The following is a 23,777-nucleotide window of genomic DNA, read 5'->3' on the forward strand; positions in this document are numbered from 1 at the left end:
ATCGTCATTCGCTGCACATCAGCCTAGGTTCTACGGGCGGAATCGGCGAGCCGCTCAGGTGAGCGCCGTCATCACCGCCTTGCGGTAGGCCGGACGCGCCTTCAGGCGCTCGTACCAGGCCTCGAGGGCCGGCAGTTCCGGGCGCAGGATGGGCATCTCGAACCAGGCGTAGGCGAAACAGCCGAGCGGGATGTCGCCCATGGCGAAGGTCTCGCCGGACAACCACTGACGTTCGGCCAGGGCGCGGTCGGGAATGGCCAGCAACTCGCCGCAACGGGTCAACGCACTGTCGATCAGCGCCTGGTTGCGCTCGGCCGGCGGGGTGCGCAGGGTGCCCCAGAACAGGTCGCGGAACGGCGTGGCGAAACTGGAGGTGGTCCAGTCCATCCACTTGTCGCCCTCGGCGCGAACCACCGGCGATTCGGGGTAGAGGCTGCCGGCGGCATAGCGTGCGGCCAGGTAGCGGACGATGGCGTTGGACTCCCAGAGCACCAGGTCGCCGTCCTCGATCATCGGCACCAGGCCATTGGGGTTGCGCGCGCGGTAGGCCGGATCATTGACCAGGCCGAAAGCGCCACCGGCATCCTGCCGCTCGTAGGCGACGCCCGCCTCCTCGGCAGCCCAGAGCGCCTTGCGCACGTTGGACGAATTGATTCGCCCCCAGATCTTCAGCATCGCGACACTCCAGGCCGATTGCACAGGGGCACCATTCTAGGGCGCCACCGGCGGCGACGGAATGCCGAATCCTCCAGATATGCACTCCGAGTCCCGATCCTGCGAGCTAGAGAAGAACAAGGCGGGAAACGCAGCGAAGCGGAGTAACAGCCTCAGGCTGGCCCGAAGGGCGAGCGCAGCGAGTAAGGGCTGAGGGCGCGGAGTTTACGAATTGTAAATGAGCAAGCCCGAAGCCACTCCCAACGCAGTTATTCCGACGCGCAGCGGATCGGAGTCAGAGGCGGAAGTGGCCGGCCATACCTTGCAACTCCTGCCCCAGACGCGCCAGCTGCACGCTGGACGACGCCGTCTCGTCCATGGCCACCGCGGACTGGTCGGCGATGTCGCGAATGCTGGTGACGCTGCGATTGATCTCCTCGGCCACCGCGCTCTGCTCTTCGGCGGCTGCGGCGATCTGCTGGTTCATCTGATGGATCAGGGTCACGGCTTCGGCGATGCCGGCCAAGGCCTCCTCGGTGTGGAGCGCGTCCTGCACCGTCAGGCCCACCAGGCTGCCGCTCTCCTGCATGTGCTCCACCGAGTTGCGCACGCCATCGCGCAGGGTGGCGATCAGGCGCTCGATCTCGGCGGTGGAGTGCTGGGTACGCCGCGCCAGCGCGCGGACTTCGTCGGCGACCACGGCGAAGCCCCTGCCCTGCTCGCCGGCCCGGGCGGCTTCGATGGCGGCGTTCAGCGCCAGCAGGTTGGTCTGTTCGGCGACGCTCTTGATCACGTCCAGCACGCTGCCGATGCTCTGGGTGTCCTGACTGAGGCGCTGGATGCTGGCGGTGGTCTCTTCCATGGCGTGGGCCAGCTGGTTGACCCGGTCCAGGGTCTGGCGCACCACCTGGCTGCCGCTGCTGACGCGGTTGTCGGCGGCCTCGGTGGAGTTGGCGGCGGCCTCGGCGTTGCGCGCCACTTCCTGCACGGTGGCGGCCATCTGGCTCATGGCGGTGGCCACCTGGTCGGTCTCTTCCTTCTGGCCGTTGACGCCGACGCGGGTCTGCTCGGTAACGCTGGACAGCGCCTGGGCCGAGGCGGAAATCTGCGCCACCCCGCCCTGCAGGCGGCCGACCATGTCGCGGAGGTTGCCGGACATGCCGGCCATGGCCTCCATCAGTTGGCCGATCTCGTCGCGGCGCTGCACCTCGACGCTGGCGCTGAGGTCGCCCCCGGCGATCTGCCGGGCGACTTCGATGACCCGGCGCAGCGGCCGCACGATCAGCAGGCTGATCAGCGCCGTGGCGGCCAGGCCGATCAGCAGGGCCAGGGCCGCCGCCATCACGATCAGCCGCGAGCTGGACGCCTGCTGGGCCTGCATCTCGGTCTTCTGCAGCGCATAGGCGCGCTCCACGGCCTGCACCACGCGCTCGGCCTGGCTGGCCAGGTGAGCGTACTCCTGGCGCTGCTGTTCGAGGATCGTGGTGTATTCCTTGAGGCGTTCGTTGAAGGAGTCGACGTTGCCGATCACCTCGGTGAGCACGGCGGCGTAGCCCGGGTCCTGCATGGCGTCGCGCAACTCGGCGGCGAGCTTCTGCGCGTCCAGCGCCTCCTGGATCTGCGGCGCGCCGGCGTCGCCGGTACCACGGCTCTGTTCCAGGCGCAGGCGGGCCTGGTTGAGCGCCTGCAGGAGCAGTTGGTAGACACGGCTGATCTGCCCGCTCTGGGTCACCTGGTCGGCCCCTTCGGCGCCCTGGGAGCTTTTCAGCAGGTCGACGCCATCCTCGTTCAGGCCGCTCTGCAATACGTCGAGGCTGTTGGACGCGCTGACCACCAGCCAGTTGGCCGCTTCCAGGGCCAGGCGCTGGTTATCGGACAGTTCCACATAGCGGTCGAAGGCGGCTCGGTATTCGGCCATGGCCTGGGTGATCTCACCCAGCGCGTCGCGCCCCGGCCCGGACAGCCGCAGGGCCAGGGCCTCGCTGCGGGCGACTATGGCCTCGGCCTGTTGGCGCAGTGCCTCGGCATGCTTGGCGTCGGAGGTCAGGGCATAGTCCTTTTCCGTACGCCGGATCATCGACACGTCGCTGCTGATGGCGCGCATCTCCTCCAGCAGCACGGCGCGCTCGTCCACCGCGCGCAAGGCACCGAGGCCGGTGACGGCGACCAGCAGGGTCAGCGCCAGCACCGTGCCGAACCCCAGTATCAATTTGGTGGCGGTGCCCAGGCTGGCCAGCCTACGTTGCACGACAGTCCACATGCTCCTACCTCCCCGCAAGGTGACAACGGCATGGACGCGATCTGCTATCCGCTTCCCTGAAAGGCCGACCATAGGAGCAGCGCAATACTGGCGACAAGCCACAATCCTGCCGCCACCCCGGGCATGCTGTTTTTGGCTAACTGGAGGTCGCTTCTGGATAGCTAACTATGATTCCCACATCGAATTCAGAACTGATCCAGGCCAATAGCGGCAAGAACGAGAGGAACTAGGCTTGACCTACGACTCGGCAAGGAGGAAGCCATGACCGCCCCAGTACCCACCCAGTGGCACGCCCAGAGCGTCGACGCCAGCCTGCAGCAGTTGGACAGCGGTCCCGCCGGGCTGGATGTGGCCGAAGCCGAGCGCCGTCTGGCCAGCGTAGGCCCGAATCGCCTGCCCGAGCGCCCTGGCGCCGGGCCGCTGAAGCGTTTCCTGCTGCAGTTCCACAACCTGCTCCTCTATGTGCTGCTGGCCTCGACCCTGGTCACCCTGGCCCTGGGCGAATGGCTGGACGCCGCGGTGATCTTCGGCGTGGTGCTGATCAACGCCGTGGTCGGCTTCATCCAGGAAGGCAAGGCCGAACAGGCCATGCGCGCGATCCAGAAACTGCTGACCCTCGACAGCCGGGTGAAACGCGGCGGCGAGGTGCGCCAGGTGCCGGCCGAGGATCTGGTGCCGGGCGACCTGGTGCTGCTGGAGGCCGGCGACCGGGTGCCGGCGGACCTGCGCCTGCTGGAGACCCGCGACCTGCGCATCGAGGAGGCGGCGCTCACCGGCGAGTCCGTGCCCACCGACAAGACCAGCCAGCCGGTCAGCGCCGACGCCAGCCTTGGCGATCGCCACAGCATGGCCTACTCCGGCACCCTGGTCAGCGCGGGCAGCGGCGTCGGCCTGGTGGTGGCCACCGCCGGCGACACCGAACTGGGGCGCATCAGCCACCTGCTGGGTTCGGTGGAACAGCTGCAGACCCCGCTGCTGGTGGACATGGCCCGCTTCGCCCGCCGGCTGACCCTGGTCATCCTGGTGCTGGCGGTGATCACCTTCGCCTTCGGCACCCTGCTGCGCGGCTACGATTCCGGCGACATGCTGATGGCCGCGGTGGGCCTGGCGGTAGCGGCCATCCCCGAAGGCCTGCCGGCGGTGCTGACGATCATCCTGGCCCTGGGCGTGCAGCGCATGGCCCGCCGCCAGTCGATCATCCGCCGGCTCCCGGCGGTGGAGAGCCTGGGCGCGGTGACGGTGGTCTGCTCCGACAAGACCGGCACCCTGACCCGCAACGAAATGACCATCCAGCGCGTCTACACCGCGGCCCGCCGCTACGAAGTCTCCGGCGTGGGCTATGCCCCCGAAGGCGACGTCAGCCCCACCCAGGACCTCGCCCACGACCTCCACGAGCTGGCCCGTGCCGGCCTGTTGGCCAACAGTGCCAGCCTCTGCGAGGTGGACAGCCAGTGGTGCATCACCGGCGACCCCACCGAAGCCGCGCTGCTCACCCTCGCCGGCAAGCTGCAGCTCGACCCGGGCGCCGAATCCCTGCGCCAGCCGAAGATGGACGCCATTCCCTTCAGCTCGGAGCGTCGCTACCTGGCCAGCCTGCACCGCGACCAGAACGACCAGGGGGTGATCTACCTGGTGGGCGCGCCGGAACGCCTGCTGGAAGTCTGCGACCAGCAATGGCGCGACGGCGCCGCCGAACCGCTGGACCCGCGCATCTGGGACGACGTACTGGGAGAAGGTGCCGCCGCGGGCCTGCGCATGATCGGCCTGGCCCGGCGCAATGCCGGCAACGCCCAGCACGAACTGGACCACGCCGACCTCGACAGCGGCTTCGTGCTGCTCGGCCTGGTGGGCATGCTGGACCCGCCCCGGGAAGAAGCCATCCGCGCCATCGCGCAATGCCACAGTGCCGGCATCCAGGTGAAGATGATCACCGGCGACCACGCCGCCACCGCGGCGGCCATTGCCGAGCGCCTCGGCCTCAAGGCCGGCAACCCGCTCACGGGCGCCGACCTGGACGATTTGAACGACAGCGAGCTGGACGTCCTGCTGACGGAAACCAGCGTGTTCGCCCGCACCAGCCCGAGCAACAAGCTGCGCCTGGTGGAACGCCTGCAAGCCATCGGCGAACGGGTGGCGATGACCGGCGACGGGGTCAACGACTCCCCCGCCCTGAAGCGCGCCGACATCGGCATCGCCATGGGCATCAAGGGCACCGAGGCGGCCAAGGAAGCGGCGCAGATGGTGTTGGCCGACGACAACTTCGCCACCATCGCCCACGCGGTGGAAGAAGGCCGCACCGTCTACGACAACCTGAAGAAGTCCATCCTCTTCATCCTGCCCACCAACGGCGCGCAGGCCATCGTCCTGCTGACCGCCATCGTGCTCGGCCTGACGCTGCCCATCACGCCGCTGCAGATTCTCTGGGTGAACATGATCACCGCCGTCACCCTGGCCCTGGCCCTGGCCTTCGAGCCCGCCGAAGACGACCTCATGCAACGCCCGCCACGGGACCCGAAGGCGCCGCTGCTGTCCGGCGAGCTTATGTGGAAGATCCTGCTGGTATCGGTGCTGCTGACCCTGGCCAGCCTGGGCCTGTTCATCTACACCCAGCAGTTGGGCTGGAGCATGGAGGAAAGCCGCACCCTGGCGGTCAACGCGCTGGTGTTCGGGGAAATCGGCTACCTGTTCAGCAGCCGGCGTCTGCACGGCCCGGCGCGCTTCACCTTCAGCGACAACCCGATGATCTGGAGCATGGTGGCCCTGATGATCGTGCTGCAACTGGCCTTCACCTATGTGCCCGCGCTGCAGTCGCTGTTCGGCACCAGCAGCCTCGGCCTCGGCGGTTGGGGCTGGTGCCTGGCGACGGCAGCGATCACCTGTGCGGTCGTGGAGGTCGACAAGTGGCGGCGCCACTATATCGCCAGCAGACAGGCCGGACGGTTAGAATAGCGGGCCAAGACCCCTGGGTATGGATTACGCATGGCGGCAGCGCGAACACCCGGTTCGCGCTGCCGCTTTCATTCATGGAGGGCAAACCCGCTGACCTGATGCCGATCGAACAATGGAGCCGATCTGCCGGCAGCCTGTTCGTTGAGCACAAGGCACCATGTTCCGATTCAAGACCTTCCTCGGCCCGGCGCTGGCACTGATCGGCGCCGCGTTCGCGTCCCCCAGCCAGGCCGGCCAAGCCAGCGCCGAGCTCGGCATCAGCCTTACCGTCGCCAACTCCTGCCAGGTCAGCAGCCGCTTCGACCCGGCCGATGGGCGTTACCAGGTCCAGTCCCAGACCTGCGCCCGCGACGGCGGCTATCGCCTGATCCACGAACCCGCCGCCCCGCTGCAGACCGGTGCAGACAAGCTCGAGCAGCGGGGCGATGCCGGCGCCGGCCGCACCCTGGTCACGCTCTACTGGTAAGCGGGACGGCTCAGCTCGGGCGCACCATGGTGAAGGTGTCGCGGGTACGGGTGTAGGCACTGCCGCCCAGGCGCCCTACCAGGTCGAGGCGCTGTGGGTCGATCCGCCCGGCCTCGGTCAGCACGCGCTCATCGACATGGGCCAGCAACACCTCGGCGAACACCAGGTGGCAGGTGGGCTTGGCGCGCGGATAGGGCTGGACTTCCGCCAACCGACACTCGAAGGCCACCGGCGCACCCTGGACCCTCGGCGCTCGCACCCGCTGCGAAGGCTCGATGGCGATACCGCACTGCTCGAACTCGCTCACCCCGTGGGGCAGCCAGGCGGCGCTGGCATTCATGGACTCGGCCTGCTCGAAGGACACCAGCTGGATCACCAGCTCGCCGGTGTCCTGCACATTGCGCAGGGTGTCCTTGAGCTGCCCGTCGTCACGGGTGCTGATATTCACCATGAGGGTCGCCGGATCGTCGCTGATGACCTGGAAGAAGCTGAACGGCGCCAGGTTGCTGACGCCGTCACGGGACAGGGTGGACACCCAGGCGATGGGACGCGGCGTGACGGTGGAGGCGAGCCAGCGGTAGGCGTCCAGCGGCGCCATCTGGGTGAAATCGAGCTGCATGAACAAGGCTCCAGCGGGGCGGAAAGCGCCGATTATGCCTCGCCCGGGCCTAATCGGCGCGCGCAATCAGAACGAGTGACTGAGCATCAACCCACCGCCGGAGTCGGGGCTGGCATCGGAGAACCCCTTGAGGGCATACAGCTGGACCTTCCAGGATGGGCTGAGCCGTTGTGTCAGGAACAGGCTGAACTCCTGGATCTCATCGCCATCGGAGGTCACTTTCTGGCGCCAGTCGTAGGCCGCCCCCAGGGAGGTCGCGGGCGCCAGCCGAGTGAGCAGGCCAACGGAGGTGAAGATCGGATCGCGAAAGTCGGTGTCGGAGGGGTCGCCGAACTTCCGCCAGCCAAGGGTGGCGAACCCGGTGATGGCGCCAAAGGCCCGCGCCAGGTCTATCTGGGCAGAGTAGTCGGTCTTGCCGGTGCCGAGGCAGTTGTCCTCGTCGGCCGTCGGCAACTTGACCTTGCCGATCAGGTCCACCATCACCCCGGCGCTTGCACTGCCGTCCAGCAGCAGATAATCCGCGCTGGCCACCGTGTCGCCCAGGCCGCTTTCGACGCTGCCGCAGTCCCCGGACAAGGGTTCGCCGGCCGGTCCCACGGCGGGATTGGTGATGCGCAGGTAAGGGACGGTCAGTTTGTAGATCATGGGACCGGTTTCATACTTCGCGACCACCGGGACATACCAGGTCTCGCTGGTTGCCGGGGTCCCATAGCGCCCCCGCGAGTAGTCGAACCCTGTCGAAACCGATAGCTCGTCGGCAAGGGTTGGAACGGTGAGGGACACCAACAGGCCCGGCATGATCAGGCGAGCAGCTCTCATGTTTACCTCGTTGCAATCCAGACATCGAAGTTCACCTAAGGATCAATGCCATTGCCCTGGCGGAAAGCTCATGTAGCACGACTGCCCCCGCTCCCGCCCGGTCGCTGGCCCTGCTTAGCTTAGCCGGCCATCGGCTACCCGCCTGGTCCCCGCCAGCCGAGTGGAAACGGGACGTCAATGGGGCCCCGAGTGGTCCACCCTCTCGACTCGCTCCACCCGTTCAACGTGGTCCGGTCGCTCAACATGGTCCGGTCGCTCGACTCGTTCCGGTTTCTCCACACGTTCGACCCGCTCCACCCGTTCGACCCGCTCCGGCTTATCGACGCGGTCCGAGCGTTCGATTCGCTCGATTCTCTCGATCCGCTCCACCCGCACACCGTTCTCGAAAATCTCGATCCGCTCGCGGGTTTCCAGGCGGTCGCCGGAGTCGCGGGTTTCTATCCGCTCGCGACGTTCCAGATCGCCGCTGGCGGATTCCACCCTCCGCTCGATCCGCTCTCGGGTCTCGCCATCCTCGCTGCGTTCGATGGTTTCCCGCGTCTCGACATCGCCGCTGCGCTCCCGCGACTCGATGCTGTCCCCGCCTGAGCCACTGTTGCCATGCTCTTCGTTATCCTCCGAGGACGAGCCCTGGTGGCCGGAACCCTCGCGGACGGAGGTCGCGGGCTGCTCGCGGGAGAACTCGATGCGCTCGGCGCGGATCTCCCGTCCCTTGCCGAACACGCCGGACACCCGGACGCGCTGGTCCACCGCCAGGTCAGCGGCCTTCCCACCGAGGTAGGAGGTAGCGCTGTCCACATAGGCGGTGAAGCCGCCCAACTCGATGCGATTGCCTTTCTGTCCACGCACCAGGCCTTCCACCAGCGCGTTACGCACCCGTCCGGCGAAGGGAATGCCCGGATCGCTACGGGTCTGCACCACATTCAGCTGCCGGCCATTCCAGGTACCGCGCACCAGGACCTCGGCGCTGGGGGCCAGCGGTTTGCTGAGCGCCAGGCCCTGCAGGTTGCCGGCCCGCTCGATCGCGCCGATGGCGCTGACCTGTTTCAGGTTCGGCGCGCGATCGATCCGGCTGGCGACCACTTCACCCTGGGCATTGCGCAAGCCGCTGACCCGTACCGGGTCACCGACGCGCAGGCCGTCCGCCACACGGGCCCCTGCGGCCGCGCGAACCGGCTGGCCCATTACCCGCAGTGGCGCGGTGCCCGTTGCCAGATTAGTGATCGGGCCTTCATAGGCATGGAGGATCGCAATGCTCCGCGCCTCAAGGCCGCGTGGCGATTTACGCGCTTCCACGGCCACCACTTGGCCAATGGCCAGTTGGTCGCTGCTGGCCGGTGCGCCGTTCTCGCTGAGCGAAGCCTTGTTATCGAAGTGCACTTCCACGCCGTTGACGCAGATGGAACCGAAACCGGTGATGGTGCCGACAATGCCCGTGCCACCCATTCCACCTTCCTCGGCGGGAGCACCGGTACCGCCTATGCCACCTTCGTGGGCGGGCGCACCGGTACCCCCTATGCCCCCGTTGTCCGCTGGAGCGCCCGTTCCGCCAACACCCCCGGTTGCCACGGCGCCCGTTCCGCCCATGCCGCCCGGCTCGAGGCAGACCGGCGCGGCGCTCAGCGACGGTGAAGCCAGCAGCAAGGGGCCACAAATGAAAGCGAAGCTGAGCAACAAGCGCGGGGCAATGTTCATGACGAACTGGCCGTGGACGGGTTGTCTACCGTGGGTGGGGTGGGCTCTGTATAGAAGTAAAGGCCAATGGTTATGCGCTGCTTGGCATCGGGCGGGGGAATGTCGCGTTCCTCCAGCTCGGCGGCCAACTGGTTGAAGCCGATCAGCACTTGCATGCCGTCGGCATTCACGGCTTCACGCAGTTGGGTAACAGCGGCGGGCGACAGGCTGTCGTAGTGGACGCTACGTTCGAAGAAGGGCTCGCCGCCTTCGGTCAGGTTGTACACGGCGGCGCAGGCATGGTCATGGAGGTTGTGGCGGAAATAGGCCGCCTTCTCGTCGAATCCGCGCTGCGGGATGAACGCCATGGTTTCCAGGTGCACCTGGTCCTGCTCGTCTATCCGCACGATGCCCAGGCGCAGCCACTCATCCAGCACGACACGAGCCCGGATGTCCTTGCTGACCTGGGCGACCAACCCGTCGAACGAGCATTCGCCGCCGTTGCTGGCCAGCCGCGCCAGGGGCAGCGGCCGGCCAGGTTGTTCGCAGAACGGCGAACTGTTCAGCCAGACACTGACCAGATGAGCACCAAAGGAAATGACCTTGGGCAGGCTGGCCTCATGCCCACCCGCTTGGGCACGCAAGCGCCGCACATCCTTGCGATGCACACCGGTCAACAGACTGATCCTGCTGTCGCTCGAAGGCTTGTCGTCCAGGCGAAACTCGCGCTCGGCGACATCGACGAATACCTCCTTGAGCAACTCTGCAAAGCCCGTGTAGGTGACCCCCTTCCTCAGCATCAACCTCACCAGGGGCCGCATGACACGCTGCAGCGCCGGTAGTAGAGAGGGAGGCAAGGTGGGCGATTGCATTCAAGGCATTCCTCAAGAACAGTGGCGAGCGGGAAAATGCGCCTGAGCGGTCAGCCCGGCGCTTGGCCGATATTCTCCAGCCTCCAGCGCCTAGAGCAACACAGCCACCTGTTCGCCACAAGACCCGAAGCGACTCCGGGTCTTGTGGGCTCCTGGCTCGGCTGTTCAAGCCCCGGAGCGGTCGTCGCCGACATCATGATCGGCCGCATCATCCGCGCCATGGCCGACACCATGCGGACCGCCGGCGTCATGCTCGGCGCCGTCATCCGCACCGTGACCGACACCGTGCGGGCCACCGGCGTCATGATCGGCACCGTCATCCGCACCGTGGCCGACGCCGTGCGGTCCACCGGCGTCATGGTCGGCCCCGTCATCCGCACCGTGGCCGACGCCATGCGGCCCACCGGCGTCATGGTCGGCCCCGTCATCCGAGCCACGGCCGAGCCCGCTGCTCGCGCTGCCAGAACCGCTATTGCTGCCGTGACCACCACCTTCGCCACTGTGGCCCGAGCCGCTATGGCCACCGCCGTCGCCACTGTGACCACCGCCACTGCCGCCACCACTGCCGCCGCCTCCGTGACCACCGCCACCACTGCCACCTCCACCACCGCCACTGCCGCCGCCTCCGTGGCCACCACCACCACCACCACTTCCGCCACCACCGTGTCCGCCGCCACCACCACCGCTGCCACCGCCGCCACTTCCACCGCCACCGTGTCCGCCACCGCCGCCACCACTGCCGCCGCCATCTTTGGCGTACACGCTGGAGAAGCTACTGATGTGGTCGGGTACCAGAACAGTCGACGCCGACAAGACTCCGCCAATTGCCAGAGCCAACAAACATTTCTTGAGCAGCATGATGAACCTCCGCTTGGAGTTGCTTGGTCATCCCCGTTTCAAACACAAGTACCAGCAAGTTTCACAACCGCCCACTGGAGCGGCCAACCAACCGGCGCGGCCATCTATCCGCTGCATGAACCAGCAGCTGTGGTTTCCGCACGCTCCCTGCAGGCCAGCCAGGATATTCTGTGGGAATTTTTCCCACACCTGAGATTAGCGCTGTTGATCCGGGTGTCAACGACCGACTATCGGACTCGCGATGCCATGGCATTTCGGTATTTCGAAGCAGCCACAGGATGTCGAAAGGACGCCGCAAACCCCGCGACTCTTCAAGGTTTGCGACGCCCAGTGGAGTTCGTCCCTCAGGCTCCCGGGACGTTGTCTAAGGGCATGCCTGCGTGTTCGTCGCGGAACTCGCGGGCCTAGTGCTCGACGTCAGCCACGTCGACATCCGGTGCGTCGGGCGCATCAGGCGCGTCAGCGGCGTCATCGGCGTCATCCCGGGCTGCATCCGCGGCGGCCTTGGCGGCGTCTCGGGTTGCATCGGCCTCAGCCTTGGCAGCGTCCCGGGCCGCGTCCGCGGCATCCTTGGCGGCATCCCGGGCCGCATCCGCCGCCGCCCTGGCGGCATCCCGGGTGGCATCCGCGCCCACTACGCCAGCCGCTCTGGCAGCGTCCCTGGCGGCGTCCGCTTCAGCCCTGGCAGCGTCTCTGGCTGCATCCGCATCATTTCTGGCGGCGTCCCTGGCGGCATCGGCATCATCCCTGGCGGCGTCCCTGGCCCCATCCGCATCGTTGTCGGCGTCGTTATCATGGGCATTGCCCGGGCCGCTGCTCCCTGCGACACCACCATGCTCAGCCTCGCCGCGCCCCGGGCCTCCGTGACCCTCACCGGCGTGGCCGGAAGCACCATGACCGCCACCATCGCCACCCTCTCCATGTCCACCGGAGCCGCTGCCACCACCACCGTGGCCACCTCCGCCGTCACCGCCGTGACCACTACCTCCGGAGCCACCACTGCCGGAGCCACCACCTCCGCCGCCGGAACCACCACCGGAGCCGCCACCACCGTGACCACCGCCGCCGCTGCCACCACCACCGTGGCCGCCGCCACCGCCGCCACTTCCTCCACCACCGCCACCACCTCCGCCGCTTCCACCACCGCCGCCGCCATCTTTGGCGTAAACGCTGGAGAAACTACCGACGTAATCGGGCACCAGGACAGTGGATGCCGACAGGACTCCGCCAATTGCCAGAGCCAACAAACATTTTTTGAGCAGCATGTTGCACCTCCGTCTGGAGTTGCGTAGTCATCTCCGTATCGAACGCAACGACCAGTGAATTCCCAACCGCCCATTGGAGCGGCCAGCCAACCGGCGCGGCCATTTACCTGCTGGACGAACGAGCGACTGCGATTGCCACACGATCCTTCTGAGCCAGTTAGCGCTAGTGCGTGGGAAATTTTCCCACATCATTAAGTTAGTCCTGTCAGATCTCGTGTCAACCGATGTCAACTGGCCAGGCTTAGAACGTTTGGCTATGCGTCTAACGCCAAGCGCACTGGGCGATCGGATAACAACGCTGCGGAATCAAGGGCGGAATGGCGCTGGCGTTTAGCGGGGAGCAAGCGGGAGAGCGGCGCGATGGGTAGGCGGGGAGCGCACGCCATGCACCGGCTGGATGGAGGTAGCGCCGACCGCAACCAGTGCCTAACCGCGCACCAGGTAGGCACCGTGCGGAACCCGCTTCTGCAACTTGCTGCATTTGCCAGACGCGGGCTGTTGCCCTGCCGGGCGATTGGGGAACCATATCCGGCACTTGCCACGCGGCGGCATCATCCCCCGCGCAATGGTCACATCGGCGTACGCTGGCCGCTCCTCGAAGGACGCGGCTCTCAGGCCACCGTCGTCACCGGCCTGCCAGGCACCCGCGCCATTTGCCGGTGCCGTGGAGGCATAGGGCTGCACGTCGTCAACCAGTTCCGTTGCGGCGATGCCGGCCTGATGCCGGCTCTCCACTTTCTGATCCAAGCCCACGCGGATCTCGGCGGGCTCATCAAACTCGACCAATATTTCCGAACCAGCTGAAACGCCGGGCCCCATCGCCTGCTGGGAAGCCTGGATCAACCTGAGATTGCGATTACGCAAGTCGGCATCATTGCGAGCGCGCGCAATGGACCTCCTGGCCAAGGCGACAGCCTGGTCGAACTGCCCCTGCTGGAACCTCACCTGTCCCAGGTAATGCAGCGTCGAGGGGTTGTTCGGCTCGATGCGCAATGCACGCTCCAGGGTATCGCCCGCCTGCTCCACCTCACCAAACTCCAGCTGCAGCGAAGCAGCCTCCAACATGGCGGCCGACGCGCTATTGCCTTGCTGGGCCGCCAACGCGGGCCATGAGACGGCCGCGCAGAACGCCAGCGCCAGAAGCGGCACGAAGCATTTGGTTTTCATCGTGAGGGGCTGACCTGATCCAGGACCGAAGTCGCAGTTCGACGGGCAATGGTTGGTTGCTGATTTCCACCATGGCCCGGAATCGCAGGTATCCACGAAGGGCCAAATGGCGGAGAAATCGGACTCGGCCCACACCCTGGAAGTTCCCTGGGGACAGCCCACTGATGCAGTGCGCGGTGGGAGACAGGCACGGGGAGGCAATCAATAGAGGCTGAACGCCTCTATTGATGCGTATTCAATGCGCTATTGGGGCTGTGCTGGAGCGCTATCGGCAGCGGGATTGGCCTCCGCTACGCGATTCTTCGGTTTTGCGCGACTGCGTCGGTCCTGGCTGCGCTGCCGGGAAGCCTGCTGCTTCGCATAAAGCGCCTGCCCCGCCGTCACAGTGCCAGCTGCCTGGCCCTGCAGATCCAGGCGCGCAGCGTTCTCGACCATGCTCGCCCAGTAACGACTGCCCCGACACCAGGTAGCGATGCCCAACTTGAGCTGTTCGCTGGTGATTCCCAGGAGCTCCAGGTGCTGCTCGGCATCCTTGAAGATGCCTTCCTTGAGCGGAACCTTGGGTGCCGGATTGACCGGGAAGGCCAATGGAAAGTGCTTCTGCAATCGCCAGATCGCATCAACTGCCGGATCTTTCTCACGCGGTTTGCCTTGCGGGGAGGACTTCCGCTTGGCGGGCTTCGCGTTGGCAGCCTTGGCCTGTTCCGCTTCTGCCCGCAGGCGGTCACGTAGCTCAACTAGTTGTTCAAAACCCATCGTTCAATTCACAGCTTCATGGTTAGTGCCTGGCGCAAGGTTATCTCATGCAGTCCATTGGAGCACCCAGATCAGGCGTTGCCCGATCAAAAGCATGGGCCGGATTCAACTTTTCGCCATTGGAATTGCCCCAGCCCGGCCAAGGAACTCCACCGCACCCGCGATCGCGACGTGCGCCTGGCCATCCACCATTAACTCGCCGAGCACCGCCGCGCCATCGGCCTCTAAACGCGGCCTTGCCCACCTCGAAGCAACCAAGGTGTACCATGGGCGCGTTGCCAACCCCAGCCCGAGGTCCAGCATGTCCCTTGTGTCCCTCAACCTGCCGGACGACATCGCCAGCCACCTGGCCAGCCTGGCCAAGGCCACTGGCCGCAGCACCGATGCGCTCGCCCAGGAGGCCCTGAGCGAATACATCCGCCGCGAGAGCTGGCAGATCGCCGAGATCCAACGCGCCGTGGCCGAAGCCGACGACGGCGACTTCGCCTCCCCCGAAGAGGTGCAAGCCACCCTGGAGAAGTGGACCGGCAATGCGCATTGAGTGGCTGCGCACCGCGCTGCAGAACCTTGATGACGAAGCCGCCTACATCGCCCAGGACAACCCCCAGGCCGCCGCCGACGTGGTCAAGGCGATAGTCGCCGACATCGAGCAACTGGCCCGCCTCCCCAGCATGGGCCGTGAAGGCCGCGTTACCGGCACCCGCGAATGGGCCATGCCCAACCTGCCCTACCTCATCCCCTACCGTGTGCGTGGGGACCGCCTGCAGATCCTGCGCATCTTCCACACCCGCCGCCTGCCCCCGCAGCATTGGTGAGTTCGTAAGGCCGATCTTACGGATGGAGGGGAGCCAGAAGGGGTTCATGCACGGGACCTGGCGGCGTGCCTGGATACGCGACACCGCAAGGCGCTGGTGGTGCAGGACAAGTTGATGGGGCGCGCCTGATGGACCGCGAAATCGACCCTTGATCCGAGAATCCCGGCGAGGGTCGTGCAGCGCCGGTTTGCATTGGCTTCACTCGTCCATACCCGGCCCTCATGCAGGATGCCTCATGGAAACGAATCAGCTGCGGACTGCGATGCTTTCGCTCATCTACCCGGCCGTGTATGGCGCGGGCCTGGTCTGGCTGGTTTCAGGGCTGCTGCAGTTTGATTCCCCCTGGTCGATAGCAGCATGGATGAAGGCCCTGATTGCCCTATGGATCCTGATCTTCTTCGCCGTCTCGTACATCATCACCAGCGTCACCCCGACCGAGAGGTACGGAATCTCGCCGTTCCTGCTCGATCTGGCGGAGATTGTCTGCGTTTTTCTGTGCTTCGTGTTCCTGGGATATGTCACGCCCGGGCGTGAGAATCTCTCCAGCGTTTTTGCCGTACTGGCGGCGGTACCGCTACTGCAAAGCCTCTGGAATGTCGCCGTCCGCAGACAAGCAATCTGGGGGGTTTCCCTGGCGCTGTCGGTGATCTGTATTTCCGCTGCCTACGTGGTACATGAGTTCGCCTGGTTCATCTTTGTTGCGGTCGCCGGCATCTACGGGCTGCTGATCTACTACGTGCAGCTGAAACGACACAAGACAGGCTGGTGAAGCCATCACGTCGCTTCGACCAAACCTGCGCGCGCGGTCTGCTTGAAATCGAACGACCGGGATTCCTGATAAACCATGCGCCCCTGCCGACGTAGCCTGAGCTGGGCGGTGTATTTGATGTCATCGTTCTTGCTCTTCTGTCGCGAGATCGTGCCCATTCCATACCCGCAGTGCTAAACACCAAAATCCAGTGCCAAGAATTAGCACTGGATTCGCAGAAAAGGCTGGAGATGGGCTTTAACCGCAGCAAATCAGACGTTTCCGAATGACCGCCCTACACGCCTCAACGCCAGCAACCACGCGCCCTGCCCTGTCCCGCCGCTTCTCCGTGGCGCCGATGATGGATTGGATAGACCAATCGGCCGTTAGCTGCCTGTCATGAAAGGCAGCAATAGCCAAAAGCGGACGCATGGAGCGCCCGCTAACTGGAGACTAGCCGTACCTCACCAAGTTGAGAGCCGGCAGCGGCCCTCCGGGAAACTGCGCAAGGCGTCCCTCGGCAAGACCTCCCAGGTCGATGCCAGCAAAGCCCAGACGCTCGATCAGCGCCCCAACCTTGGCCTTTGCCTCAGCATCTTCGCCGGAATAGAACAGCACTCGGCGTCCTCCCTCAGCTTGCGGGTCGCCAGCCAGAAGTGCCGGCGCCAGATGGTTGAAGGCCTTGACCAGGCGCGCTCCAGGTAACAGCCGTGCAACCACTTCGCTCGAACTCTGGCCGCCCAGATCGAAGGGACGGAAGGTCGGCGCCTCGATGGGATTGTTGGTGTCGACCACGATGCGTCCATTCCAGGGGGGCAGGTTCGCTAGGGCGGTGGGAATTTTCGACCAGTTCACCGCGAGGAAAACGAGATCCGCCCGAGCGGCCTCCTCACGGCTGACCGGCCTGACCCTTGGTCCCAGTTCATTGGCCAGCGCCTGCAGGCTCTCAGGCCCACGGCTATTGGCGATTGCGACCTCAATGCCCGCCTTGCTCAGGGCGCGTGCGATGGCACTGCCTATGGCACCAGCGCCGATGATTCCAATTTTCATATCTGTCTCTCCTCAGGCCGTGAAACCGCCATCTACCAGCAACTCGGCACCGCTGACGAAGGCCGCCTCGGGGCTGGCCAGCCAGGCCACGGCGGCGGCGATGTCGCGGCCCTCGCCATAGCGGCCGACAGCGATGTTGGGGCGGACGAAATCAGCCACCGGGCCGTCCGCTGGGTTCATGTCGCTGTCGGTCGGGCCGGGATGCACGGTGTTGACCGTGATGCCACGAGGGCCGAGGTCGCGCACCAGGCCACGGCTGAAGCCGGCCAGGGCGCCCTTGGTCAGGGTGTAGGCCGAGGCGGTGGCGAACGCGGCGTACTGCACCATGGAGCTACCGATGTGGATGATGCGGCCACCGCGGCCCATGTGTTTTAGCGCCTCCTGGGTGGCGACGAACACGCCGGTGACATTCACCGCGAGGATGCGCTGGAAGTCCTCGAAAGCGATTTCCTCCGGGGCGCCGAGCACGCTGATACCGGCATTGTTGACCAGGATATCCAACCGTCCGAAGGTGCTGGCGACCTGTTGTACGGCGCTGCGTGCGGCTTGCGGATCGCCGGCATCGGCGGCGATGGCGATGGCCCTGCCGCCGGCCGCAATTATCTCGCCGACCAGCGCGTCGGCCTTGTCCGGCGAGGCGTGATAGGTAATGGCGACGCTGGCTCCGTCGGCAGCCAGGCGCTTGGCAATGGCGGCGCCGATGCTGCGCGATCCGCCGGTAACCAGGGCGACCTGGCCGTTGAGGGGGAGAATGGCGTTGTTCATGATGCAAACCTCATGTGGGTGGTGGGTGTGCTCATGAAACGCCTTCGACTTTCCCTGCAGTAGTGGGTAATGACTAGAATTACCTTCAACTCATGATTGAAGGTGTCGCGATGGAAACCCTGGCCAATCTGGAATCCTTCGTGCGCAGTGCCGAGTGCGGCAGCTTCTCCGCCGCGGCACGGCGTCTGGGCCTGACCCCAGCGGCGATCAGCCGCAACGTCGCCCAGTTGGAGGCCAATCTCGGCGTGCGCCTGTTCCAGCGCAGCACCCGACGCCTGACCCTGACCGAAGCCGGCGAGCGCTTTCTCGGCAACGTCGGCGGCGGGCTGGAAAGCATTCAGGCGGCCATCGCCGATCTCACCAGCAGTGCCGGCGCACCGGCTGGCGTGCTGCGCCTGTCGGCGGCCCCGGCCTTCGGCCGCGATTTCCTGTTGCCACTGATGCCCGGTTTTCTCGCCCGCTACCCGGCGGTAACGCCGGAGTGGCACTTCGACAATCGCCAGGTGGAGCTGATTGCCGATGGCTTCGATGCCGCCATCGGCGGCGGTATCGAGCTGTCGCCGGGGGTGGTGGCGCGGGAACTGGCACCGGCGCATCTGGTACTGGTGGCGGCGCCTGGTTATCTGGTTGGACGACCCGTGCCGAAGCGGCCGGAACAGTTGGCCGAGTTCGATCAGTTGGCCATGCGTTCGACTCAGAGCGGCAAGGTGCGCAGTTGGATGTTGCAGGGGCCGAAGGGCGAGCGTATGCCACTGGAGCAGCGTCCGCGCATGCTGGTCAACGATCCCCAGGCGCTCTGTAGCAGCGCATTACTCGGTCTGGGTGTGGCGCTGCTGGCTGTGCCGGACGTGCTGGAGCATCTCGAGAGCGGCGCTCTGGTGCGACTGTTGCCGGACTGGCATGTGGATGCCGGCCCCATTTCGCTGTACTTCGCCAGCCAGAAGCTGCTGCCGGCGAAGACCCGCGCCTTTGTCGACCATTTGGTCGAGCATGCCCGCGAGCAGCAGTGGCCGCGCCGCTTCGACGCCAGGGGTAGAGGCTTGATATAGCGAACGTCCGATTTCGGCCGATTCTGATGAAAACTCCCTTCGAGATTTCTGCCCACAAAAGTGCATTGCTTACGCTGAAATCTGAGCGATCTGCGGGGCAGAGAACTGCCTTGGATTTCAAGTAGCAACGCTTCAGTCGGTCGTTTTCGGCTTTTTGCTAGCGAGCCGAGGTGGCTCCGCCTTTTCCAACAGAATCGGCCAACAGCAGTCGCTCGCCGAAGCCCTTTCCAGTTGCTCGAAGATGTCTGCAAAGTCCGGGCTAAGGGACTCTCCAGTTGAAGGGACAACTTGAGCGTGCGCCTTATCCCACAAACGGGGTGGCGCAGATATTCCAGTTTGCGCAGCAATAGCCAGCACTCCTGCTTGATGCCCCGTCGCGTGGACTTCCCATGCCGGAGACGGTTGGCCGGACCTCACGAATCAAGCTGTAGAAACAGGCTGGCCTGATGAGTCAGCAGAATATCCAGGAGAGTTGCCGTCGCCGGCGACTTGTAACCCTCGGAGCGATAGCTCACCCCGATTACCCGCGTCATGGTGGTTTCCGCCAGAGGGATTTCCCGCAGACTGGCCTCCGCCTTCCCACCTAACAGGTGTTCACGTGCAATGAAACTGAGTAAGTCAGTACGGGCAATCAAACGTGGCATCAAGGAGATCGACGTGCTTTCCACCTGCACCATGGGTGTCGGCAGCTGCCGGCTGATGAAGGCATTGTCAATCCACTTGCGCGCACTGGCTGAGAGAGGTGGCAGCACCCAGCGATAACGGCACAGCTCGCGCTGGCTGATAGGCTCGCTGAAAAGCGGATGATCGCGGCGTGCCACAACTACGGCTTGATCCTCCAGCAGAGCATGGGTTTCCAGTCCCTCTACCTTGTCGACGTAGGGGCTAATGACCAGGTCCAGATTTCCCTGCAACAGCCCCTCGCGAAGCACATCGTCCATCCCAACCGCAAGTGTCAGTGTCACATTGGGAGCGAGGCTCAGCAGTGTCGCAGTGAGCTGTGGCAGCAGGTACTCGGCCATAGAGACTGCACAGCCCAGTCGAATATTTCCTACCAAACCATTGGCGAAGTCGCGTACCTCACGGCGCGTCTCATCAACGCTGTGCCGTAGCTGACGGCTTCGCTCCAGGAGCAAATGCCCAGCGGGGGTCAGCTTGATGCGTCGGCCATCACGCTGGAACAAGCTGGCTCCAAGGGATTCCTCCAGGCGTTGAATGCTCTTGGTTAAAGCAGGTTGGCTACGACACAGGCGCTCCGCAGCGCGGCCTAGGTGGCCAAGCTCAGCAATGGTCTCGAAATAGGCAAGGTCTCGCAGATCCATAATCGATAACTCTGAATTATCGGTTCATCACAATTAGAAAATAGACTTGATGAATCAGCACCAGAATACTGCCGATGCGCGTTGGACACACCCTGCCCCACAGCGCGCACGGAGAATCGACTTGCCTACCCGCCCCTCTCTCGACTCCATTGCCCTTATGCGGCAGTGGCTGCTTCTGCTCGTCCTTGCGGTAATCGCTGGCCAAGTGCTGCGGCTGATCGGAATGCCAGCTGCTGACTTCCTCGGCTCCATGCTGGTAGCCATTGGACTTGGCGTGCGGGGTGCGCGCATTCGCGTGCCAGCGCTCGCCTTCAAATTCGGTCAGGGTTGCATCGGCTTGCTGGTGGCTCGTTCGCTAAGCGCAGAAACGCTTGCCAGCATTGCTCATGATTGGCCGGTCATGCTGCTGGCCACGGCGATAACGGTGGTGATGAGCTTGCTCGTCGCGCTTTTCCTCGTGCGCTACGGCGACCTACCGGGTAGCGCCGCGGCCTGGGGCCTGTCTCCCGGGGCGGCGTCCGCCATGGTGGCCCTGGCCGAGGATCACGGAGCAGACTCCCGAGTGGTCGCCACGATGCAGTACGTGCGAGTGGTCTGCGTAGTACTAATAGGTGCAGTCGTCAGCCACGCCCTCGGTAGTGATGTTACTCCCCCCCAAATCCCGACTGGCACAGCCCCCCTCGGCTTCACTGTGCCTGCCAATGGCATCCTCACCATCCTTGTTCTGACCGGCAGTGTGTTGATCGGTGCGCGCTTCCCGGCAGGTGCGCTGCTCGTGCCGCTACTGGCTGGGTCGGCGATGCAATTGGGCGGTGTATTCATCATCGACCTACCACAGTGGCTGTTGTGCCTGGCCTACGGAGCCCTTGGTTGCTACGTGGGATTACGATTCGATCGCGCGACCTTCGACTTCGTCGTCCGTCGGCTGCCGTCCATGCTGTTCAGCGCACTTGCCCTGATTGCTCTTTGCGCCCTGTCCGCACTTTTCATTGCGAATCTGCTGGGCAAGGACTTCCTCTCCGTTTATCTCGCCACCAGTCCGGGAGGGTTGGACTCCATGGCAATCATTGCCCTGGACACCCAGGCGGATGTCGGTCTGGTGCTGGCCATGCAGACCATGCGCCTGTTCGGCGTCGTACTGATCGGCCCATACCTGGCGCGACAGATCATCCGCCTGTCTCGATGAACGCGCCGTCAACCATCTGGATTGATGGTGCCAGTAGGCAGGGCCAGAAGAGTCATCACCACTGAAGTCAGCATTGCCCACTTCCGGTGAACCTCTGGAGGTCGCCGATATCGCGATCCAGCATCCCCGCCAGCAACAGTGTCGAAGCTGCAGGATCTCGGCGATGAGTAGGGGGCAGGAGGGTAGCCGGATTGCTATCGCTACCGCAGCCTGGATCCGACTCCATACCTGGCGCGCACCGAGATCCTGGAAATCAGCCGTTTACCTAATCAACCACTGCTGATGCACGCGTGCGCAGCAACAGACCTGTGCCCATCACCAGGGCAGCGCCAAAGGCTGCAGCCAGGTGCTTGGACCAGGCCTCGTTCGGAATCCAGCTCGCCACCGCGATGTCGGTTACAGCCATGCCCCCGGCAATCCAGCCCAGCAAGCCGCCCCCCACCAGTACAACCTGCGGGTAACGATCCATCAGTTTGAGCACCAGCTGGCTACCCCAAACGATGATCGGGATGCTGATCAGCACGCCCAGGCTGACGAGGACCAGGTTGCCGCCGGCAGCCCCGGCCACCGCGAGCACGTTGTCCAGGCTCATGACAGCGTCGGCGATGATGATCGTTTTGATTGCGGCGAAGAAGCTCGCACCTGCCCTGACTTCGTGGGCCTGTTCGTCTTCGGGCAGCAGCAGTTTCACGCCGATCCAGAGCAACAGCGCCGCACCTACCAACTTCAGATACGGCAAGGCCAGTAGCTGCATGGCAAAGAACAACAGCGCGATGCGCAATAGGATTGCCCCTGCCACTCCACCGGCGATGGCACGGCGTCGTTGTTCCTCAGGAAGATGCCGACACGCCAGTGCAATGACCACTGCGTTGTCGCCGCCCAACAGGATGTCGATGGCGATAATCTGCATAAGTGCCATCCAGAAAACAGGGTCACTCAGCCACTCCATAAATCCATATCTCCGCTATCGAAAAAAATGCCGGGGGCAAGCCCCCAGCTCCGGAACCTCCGCCGGCGCGACGGGTAGTCGAGACGGGTGGTCGGAAAAGCGTGGTTTGAGGATTAAGGGCCCGCGCGCCTTGTGAGCACGCGGGCGCGGCGCCCGCTCTTCTAAGCGCCACTTCGGGCTGGTAAGCCCGCATTCGGGACCTACCAGAGCGCGATGTCGTAGGTGAAATACAGGCGATTGTTGTCGCGGCCCCTGCTGTAGCTGGAGCGATAGGCGATGTTGCGCAGCTTCACGCCAAGCCCTTTGAGAGCCCCCTGCTGCACCACGTAGGCAAGGTCAATGTCCCGCTCCCACTCGTCGGCGTTCACCTCGCTGCCGCGCAATTCGGTCGTGCCATCCCGGCCTTTGAAATAGCGAACGCCCGCAGTCAGTCCAGGCACGCCGATGGCCGCAAAGTCGTAGGCATAACCGAGCATCCAGGTTTTCTCGTCTTCCTCGACGAACTTGCCGACCCCGGCATTGCTAAAGCTGTACACCGTGGCGCCGTTGACGAATGGCAGCCCGCCTTCGCCATTCAGTTGCTGGTAGCCTGCGCTTAAGGCATGGCCCTTCAGGTTGTAGGTCAGCAGGCCGCTGTACATGTCGTTGTCCAGCTCGCCATTGCGTGCCTCTCCCGCATCCTGGCTGTGGAAGTAGCGCAGGTCGGTGGTGAGGCTGCCTGGCCCCAGGGGCAGGCTGTGGACCAGGCCGATGAAGTGCTGCTGGTAGAACTCTTCCAGCTCGCCGTAGTAGTAGCTCAGGGTCAAGACCTTGCTGGGCTTGTAGTCGGCACCGGCGAACCAGAAGCCCTCACCGTCATCACCTGCGTAGCCATCGGCAGTGATCGAATGGTTGTCACTGGAGTCGCGCTGGCGGAACTCGTCGAAGTAACCACCTGTGAGGCTTAGGTCGGCGATATCGGTGCTGGTGACCTGGGTGCCCTCGAAGGTTTGCGGCAACAGACGCGCATCGTTGCGCACCAGCACCGGCAGCTTGGGCTGATGCGTGCCGTGCTTGAGCGTGGTACCGGCGAAGCGTGCCTTGGCGGTCAGGCCCAGGCTGGAAAATTCGTCCGCGGCCCGGCCGTCATCATGCACGGGCAACAGTCCGGTGCCGGCCCGGCCGGCGCCGGAATCCAGCTTCATCCCCAGCAACCCGAGGGCATCCAGACCGAAGCCGAGACGGCCCGGGGTATAGCCGGATTGCACATCCAGCAGGAAACCCTGGGCCCATTCCTCCTTTTTCGACTGTGCGTTGGCGGCGGACTTGGCGGACATGCCCGTCTCGTCCTTGAAGTCATCGTTGAAGTAGATGTTGCGCAGTTGCAGGTTGGCTTTGCTGTCTTCGATGAAGCCGGCGGCCCCTGCGGCAGGTGTCAGGCAGGCGACTAGGCACGCCAGGGTGGAAGGCAGGGGCTTGGCGTTGGTATTCATGGTGTCTTCACCTTTTTGTTCTGGACGCACTCGGCCAGCGGGCGCGCAGGAACACACCACGG

22 protein-coding genes are annotated in these 23,777 nt (G+C 64.7%); 8 read left to right on the forward strand and 14 right to left on the reverse strand.

Annotated elements, in window-relative coordinates:
- Window positions 1–54: 54 nt before the first annotated feature.
- Both PCA10_RS17365 and PCA10_RS17370 read right to left on the reverse strand, forming a co-directional pair.
- Window positions 55–675, reverse strand: coding sequence for a glutathione S-transferase family protein (locus tag PCA10_RS17365; protein ID WP_016493377.1), 621 nt, complete (start codon window positions 673–675; stop codon window positions 55–57).
- Between the two features lie 274 nt (window positions 676–949).
- Complete coding sequence (locus tag PCA10_RS17370) at window positions 950–2,914, reverse strand: HAMP domain-containing methyl-accepting chemotaxis protein (RefSeq protein ID WP_016493378.1); 1,965 nt, start codon at window positions 2,912–2,914, stop codon at window positions 950–952.
- A 261-nt stretch (window positions 2,915–3,175) separates the two neighbouring features.
- Between PCA10_RS17370 and PCA10_RS17375 the strand changes: the two genes are divergently transcribed.
- Both PCA10_RS17375 and PCA10_RS17380 read left to right on the forward strand, forming a co-directional pair.
- Window positions 3,176–5,863 (forward strand): cation-transporting P-type ATPase, encoded by a 2,688-nt coding sequence (locus PCA10_RS17375; protein ID WP_016493379.1) that lies wholly within the window; start codon window positions 3,176–3,178, stop codon window positions 5,861–5,863.
- Window positions 5,864–6,020: 157 nt separating this feature from the next.
- Window positions 6,021–6,329, forward strand: coding sequence for a Csu type fimbrial protein (locus PCA10_RS17380; protein ID WP_016493380.1), 309 nt, complete (start codon window positions 6,021–6,023; stop codon window positions 6,327–6,329).
- 10 nt (window positions 6,330–6,339) lie between these two features.
- On the opposite strand, the gene PCA10_RS17385 is transcribed toward PCA10_RS17380, so the two are convergent.
- From PCA10_RS17385 to PCA10_RS31305, 5 genes are all read right to left on the reverse strand, one after another.
- Window positions 6,340–6,948 carry a flavin reductase family protein gene (locus PCA10_RS17385; protein WP_016493381.1) on the reverse strand — a complete coding sequence of 203 codons (609 nt, stop codon included), beginning with the start codon at window positions 6,946–6,948 and terminating at the stop codon, window positions 6,340–6,342.
- A gap of 66 nt (window positions 6,949–7,014) precedes the next feature.
- Window positions 7,015–7,767 (reverse strand): hypothetical protein, encoded by a 753-nt coding sequence (locus tag PCA10_RS17390; protein ID WP_016493382.1) that lies wholly within the window; start codon window positions 7,765–7,767, stop codon window positions 7,015–7,017.
- Window positions 7,768–7,941: 174 nt separating this feature from the next.
- On the reverse strand, window positions 7,942–9,213 hold the full coding sequence (locus tag PCA10_RS17395; RefSeq protein WP_016493383.1) for a DUF5666 domain-containing protein: 1,272 nt from the start codon (window positions 9,211–9,213) through the stop codon (window positions 7,942–7,944).
- 245 nt (window positions 9,214–9,458) lie between these two features.
- Window positions 9,459–10,313, reverse strand: a complete 855-nt coding sequence (locus PCA10_RS17400; RefSeq protein ID WP_041770324.1) for a DUF6502 family protein — start codon at window positions 10,311–10,313, stop codon at window positions 9,459–9,461.
- 50 nt (window positions 10,314–10,363) lie between these two features.
- Window positions 10,364–11,062: a hypothetical protein gene (locus tag PCA10_RS31305; RefSeq protein ID WP_197539853.1), complete on the reverse strand. Its 699-nt coding sequence runs from the start codon at window positions 11,060–11,062 to the stop codon at window positions 10,364–10,366.
- A gap of 489 nt (window positions 11,063–11,551) precedes the next feature.
- Between PCA10_RS31305 and PCA10_RS30695 the strand changes: the two genes are divergently transcribed.
- Entirely contained in the window at window positions 11,552–12,463 is a 912-nt protein-coding gene (locus PCA10_RS30695) for a hypothetical protein (protein WP_016493387.1), read from the forward strand.
- A gap of 399 nt (window positions 12,464–12,862) precedes the next feature.
- On the opposite strand, the gene PCA10_RS17415 is transcribed toward PCA10_RS30695, so the two are convergent.
- Together PCA10_RS17415 and PCA10_RS17420 are read right to left on the reverse strand one after the other, a co-directional pair.
- Window positions 12,863–13,603: a tetratricopeptide repeat protein gene (locus tag PCA10_RS17415; protein ID WP_016493388.1), complete on the reverse strand. Its 741-nt coding sequence runs from the start codon at window positions 13,601–13,603 to the stop codon at window positions 12,863–12,865.
- Between the two features lie 243 nt (window positions 13,604–13,846).
- Window positions 13,847–14,359, reverse strand: coding sequence for a ProQ/FinO family protein (locus PCA10_RS17420; RefSeq protein ID WP_016493389.1), 513 nt, complete (start codon window positions 14,357–14,359; stop codon window positions 13,847–13,849).
- Window positions 14,360–14,660: 301 nt separating this feature from the next.
- Here PCA10_RS17420 and PCA10_RS17430 point away from each other — a divergent pair, with 301 nt between their 5' ends.
- From PCA10_RS17430 to PCA10_RS17440, 3 genes are all read left to right on the forward strand, one after another.
- On the forward strand, window positions 14,661–14,900 hold the full coding sequence (locus PCA10_RS17430; protein ID WP_016493390.1) for a CopG family ribbon-helix-helix protein: 240 nt from the start codon (window positions 14,661–14,663) through the stop codon (window positions 14,898–14,900).
- Window positions 14,890–15,174 carry a type II toxin-antitoxin system RelE/ParE family toxin gene (locus tag PCA10_RS17435; RefSeq protein ID WP_016493391.1) on the forward strand — a complete coding sequence of 95 codons (285 nt, stop codon included), beginning with the start codon at window positions 14,890–14,892 and terminating at the stop codon, window positions 15,172–15,174. Before PCA10_RS17430 ends, PCA10_RS17435 begins: the two co-directional genes overlap by 11 nt.
- 235 nt (window positions 15,175–15,409) lie before the next feature.
- A complete protein-coding gene (locus PCA10_RS17440; protein ID WP_016493392.1) occupies window positions 15,410–15,943 on the forward strand; it encodes a hypothetical protein in 534 nt (177 codons plus the stop codon).
- A 432-nt stretch (window positions 15,944–16,375) separates the two neighbouring features.
- On the opposite strand, the gene PCA10_RS17445 is transcribed toward PCA10_RS17440, so the two are convergent.
- Window positions 16,376–16,972 (reverse strand): NADPH-dependent F420 reductase, encoded by a 597-nt coding sequence (locus PCA10_RS17445; RefSeq protein ID WP_016493393.1) that lies wholly within the window; start codon window positions 16,970–16,972, stop codon window positions 16,376–16,378.
- Window positions 16,973–16,984: 12 nt separating this feature from the next.
- Window positions 16,985–17,737, reverse strand: coding sequence for an SDR family oxidoreductase (locus PCA10_RS17450; RefSeq protein WP_016493394.1), 753 nt, complete (start codon window positions 17,735–17,737; stop codon window positions 16,985–16,987).
- Between the two features lie 110 nt (window positions 17,738–17,847).
- On the opposite strand from PCA10_RS17450, the gene PCA10_RS17455 reads away from it, so the two are divergent.
- Entirely contained in the window at window positions 17,848–18,786 is a 939-nt protein-coding gene (locus tag PCA10_RS17455; RefSeq protein WP_016493395.1) for a LysR family transcriptional regulator, read from the forward strand.
- 413 nt (window positions 18,787–19,199) lie between these two features.
- Here PCA10_RS17455 and PCA10_RS17460 read toward each other — a convergent pair whose 3' ends face one another.
- Entirely contained in the window at window positions 19,200–20,108 is a 909-nt protein-coding gene (locus PCA10_RS17460) for a LysR family transcriptional regulator (protein WP_016493396.1), read from the reverse strand.
- A 115-nt stretch (window positions 20,109–20,223) separates the two neighbouring features.
- On the opposite strand from PCA10_RS17460, the gene PCA10_RS17465 reads away from it, so the two are divergent.
- Window positions 20,224–21,294: an AbrB family transcriptional regulator gene (locus PCA10_RS17465; protein ID WP_394296629.1), complete on the forward strand. Its 1,071-nt coding sequence runs from the start codon at window positions 20,224–20,226 to the stop codon at window positions 21,292–21,294.
- A gap of 265 nt (window positions 21,295–21,559) precedes the next feature.
- On the opposite strand, the gene PCA10_RS17470 is transcribed toward PCA10_RS17465, so the two are convergent.
- Both PCA10_RS17470 and PCA10_RS17475 read right to left on the reverse strand, forming a co-directional pair.
- On the reverse strand, window positions 21,560–22,243 hold the full coding sequence (locus PCA10_RS17470) for a TerC family protein (protein ID WP_016493398.1): 684 nt from the start codon (window positions 22,241–22,243) through the stop codon (window positions 21,560–21,562).
- A gap of 200 nt (window positions 22,244–22,443) precedes the next feature.
- The gene (locus tag PCA10_RS17475; RefSeq protein ID WP_016493399.1) at window positions 22,444–23,715 is read right to left on the reverse strand and encodes an OprD family porin; all 1,272 of its coding nucleotides are present in this window, start codon (window positions 23,713–23,715) and stop codon (window positions 22,444–22,446) included.
- Window positions 23,716–23,777: the final 62 nt, after the last annotated feature.

The sequence above is a fragment of the Pseudomonas resinovorans NBRC 106553 genome (assembly GCF_000412695.1).
GTDB classification, from domain to species: Bacteria; Pseudomonadota; Gammaproteobacteria; order Pseudomonadales; family Pseudomonadaceae; genus Metapseudomonas; species Metapseudomonas resinovorans_A.